The organism is Acidovorax sp. GW835-FHT14B10, from assembly GCF_058793725.1.
In genome coordinates this window covers 1-2413 of sequence record NZ_JBXAGC010000067.1, presented here as the reverse complement: position 1 = coordinate 2413, position 2413 = coordinate 1, and the positions used below count along the sequence as shown (strand labels likewise).

The following is a 2413-nucleotide window of genomic DNA, read 5'->3' as shown; positions in this document are numbered from 1 at the left end:
ATCTATCCACTGGTGTCGTCGGTCGAGCAGGCCCTCATCTCGTACATCGAAACCGTCAGACCTTCGGTTGCCCATGCGCAAGTGTTCATCCGAACGCGGTCACCCCGTGTACCAATCACGCCGCCTGGCATCTACGACGTTGTCAACCGGCGCTTGCGTTCGCTGGGCGTGCAGGCGGCGCACCTCGGCCCCCACGCGTTGCGCCATGCCTGCGCATCGAAGATGCTCGCCGACGGACTGACGCTCAAGGAGATCGGCGATCACTTGGGTCACCGCAGCGCGGCCTCGACGAGCATCTACGCCAAGGTCGACCTGGCTGCTCTGCGCCAAGTCGGCGAATTCGACTTGGGGGGCCTGCAATGAAGACGAGCGAACTCATCAAAGACTATCTCGCCGCCAAGCGTGCCCATGGAACGCGGCTGCGTAGTGGTGAGCGTGCGCTGTACCAGTTCGCACGCGAGACCGATGATCAACCGCTGGCCGCGGTGACGCCCCAAGCAGTGGCGACATTCCTACGCGGCCGTGGTGATCTCAGTGCCACTTGGACGGCGCGGTATCAGCTCTTGGCTGGTCTCTACAGATTTGCTATGGCTCGAGGTCATGTGAGCGCTTCGGCGCTTCCGGATCAACGCCCGGCATTGCCACCGTCGATCACCCCCTACGTGTACTCCCGAGCCGAGTTGAAACGCCTGCTCGATGCGACAGACGTCCTCGAATCGCCATGCAGCCGGATGCAGGCGCCCACCTATCGGGCGCTGATCCTGACTCTGTACGGCAGTGGAATTCGGGTCGGCGAGGCCTTGCGCCTGAACTTGGCGGATGTCGATCTGGCTGAGCGAGTGCTGACCGTACACGAGACGAAGTTCTACAAATCTCGTCTCGTGCCGGTGGGCGAGCAACTTGCAGCTGCGCTGGCCGCCTACCTCAAGCGACGCTGCTGCGTGTCCATGCCCCAAGGCTCGAGCTCGGCGTTCTTCGCGAGCCGTGAGGGTCACCGGATGAACTACCCTCGCGTCGTGACGCTGTTCCAGCGGGTGCGTGCCCACGCTGGAATTGGATGTCCTCCGGGCGCGTCTCGGCCGCCGCGACTGCACGATTTACGACACACTGCAGCCGTGCATCGAGTGCTGACCTGGTACCAGCAGGGCCACGACGTGCAGCAACTCCTGCCGAAGCTGGCTACCTACCTCGGCCACGTCAGCGTTGCTTCTACGCAGCGGTATTTGCAGATGACGCCGGAGTTGCTGCAAGCGGCCAGCATGCGCTTCGCCGCCTATGCCGAGACCGTGGAAGACGAGGTGGCCGACCATGCGTGACACCGCCGTTCTTGGGCCTTGGGTACGACGCTTCTTGTTGGAACACCTTGTGGCCGAGCGCAACCTTGCGCGCAACACGCAGGTCAGCTACCGCGACAGCCTGACGCTGCTGCTGCCGTTTGTTGGTCATCACGCAAAATCGGACGTCGACCGACTCCTGGTCGAAGACATCTCGGCTGACCGTGTACGGGCGTTTCTGGAGCACCTCGAACATGATCGACAATGCGCGGTCCTGACGCGCAACCACCGACTCGCGGCAATCCACTCGCTGGCCCGGTACATCGGAGCCCGCTCGCCCGAGCACGCGGCGTGGTGTGCGCAAGTTCGATCGGTACCGTTCAAGAAGGCGTCCAAGACGGTCGTTGGCTACTTGGACAAGCCCGAGGTAGATGCCTTGCTACGAGTGCCGGACCAGCAAACGGTACTTGGTGCGCGCGACTACGCACTCATGCTCTTCCTTTACAACAGCGGCGCGCGTGCCGATGAAGCGGCATCCCTGCGCGCTTGCAACCTGCAGCTCGGCACTTCGCCGTCAGTGCGCATCCTCGGCAAGGGCAACAAGTGGAGGGTATGTCCGCTGTGGCCGAAGACCGCAGTCGTGCTTCGGCCGTTGGTCAGGGATCAGGGCCTCGAGGACCGCGTCTTCCGAGGTCGAACCGGTGAGCCCATGACCAGGTTCGGCGTGCATCGCGTCGTGACGGTGTGTGCCGAGCTTGCCGCGCAGCGCGTCCCGTCTATGCGAGACAAACGCATAAGCCCGCACATCCTGCGCCACACGACCGCCGTCCATCTGCTGCGCTCCGGTGTAGACCTGAATACGATTCGCGCCTGGCTCGGGCATGTCTCACTGGATACCACCAACGTCTATGCCGAAGTCGACCTTGAGATGAAAGCCAAGGCACTGGCCAGCGTCGACATCACAGGCCTGCCCGCAGCATCACGACATCGCAAGCCCACGGTATCGGTCATGGACTTCATGCGTAATCTCTAGGGCGGTGCCGCGCAGAAGTTATGTGCTGCTTGCCAGGGCAAACCTCCTCGGTGAGCAACAACGGGCGCCTGGCGATGGCCACATATCTCGGGCCGTAACATAACCG

At 62.7% G+C, this 2413-nt stretch carries 3 protein-coding genes; all 3 read left to right on the top strand.

All coding sequences use genetic code 11. The annotated features are described in order from the left end of the window. A partial coding sequence (locus AC1Q5S_RS22205) for a tyrosine-type recombinase/integrase (RefSeq protein ID WP_492239452.1) occupies nt 1–363 on the top strand: 363 nt, incomplete at its 5' end. Then, entirely contained in the window at nt 360–1316 is a 957-nt protein-coding gene (locus AC1Q5S_RS22200) for a tyrosine-type recombinase/integrase (protein ID WP_492239451.1), read from the top strand. The genes AC1Q5S_RS22205 and AC1Q5S_RS22200, both read left to right, overlap by 4 nt. After that, nucleotides 1309–2307: a tyrosine-type recombinase/integrase gene (locus AC1Q5S_RS22195; RefSeq protein ID WP_492239450.1), complete on the top strand. Its 999-nt coding sequence runs from the start codon at nt 1309–1311 to the stop codon at nt 2305–2307. The genes AC1Q5S_RS22200 and AC1Q5S_RS22195 overlap by 8 nt, the downstream gene beginning before the upstream one ends. Nucleotides 2308–2413: the final 106 nt, after the last annotated feature.

Coding starts and splice junctions, on each gene's coding strand:
- AC1Q5S_RS22200 (WP_492239451.1), top strand. CDS start 360: ATGAAGACGAGCGAACTCATCAAAGACTATCTCGCCGCCAAGCGTGCC.
- AC1Q5S_RS22195 (WP_492239450.1), top strand. CDS start 1,309: ATGCGTGACACCGCCGTTCTTGGGCCTTGGGTACGACGCTTCTTGTTG.